This is a genomic window from Pseudomonas sp. 2822-17 (genome assembly GCF_002742485.1).
GTDB lineage: Bacteria > Pseudomonadota > Gammaproteobacteria > Pseudomonadales > Pseudomonadaceae > Aquipseudomonas > Aquipseudomonas cyclaminis.
In genome coordinates this window covers 1-255 of sequence record NZ_LJRZ01000276.1, presented here as the reverse complement: position 1 = coordinate 255, position 255 = coordinate 1, and the positions used below count along the sequence as shown (strand labels likewise).

At 45.1% G+C, this 255-nt stretch carries 1 protein-coding gene; it reads left to right on the top strand.

The features are described from left to right. On the top strand, nt 1-255 hold a 255-nt coding region (locus tag AOA60_RS03920), incomplete at both ends, for an arginase family protein (RefSeq protein WP_178075316.1).

Sequence of the window (255 nt, the reverse complement as noted above, 5' to 3'; positions counted from 1 at the left end):
GAGAAAAGAAGTTGATTAGAGATAAGGGCATTAAAGTTTTCACAATGCATGAAATTGATCGTTTAGGCATGACGAATGTAATGGAGGAAGCGATAGCGCACGTAACGAAGGGAACGGACGGGATCCACTTGAGTCTTGATCTCGATGCATTAGATCCTCTTGATGCGCCTGGCGTAGGGACACCAGTAATGGGTGGGACAACATATCGAGAAACGCACTTAGCGATGGAGATGCTAGGTGAACACGGTATTATTA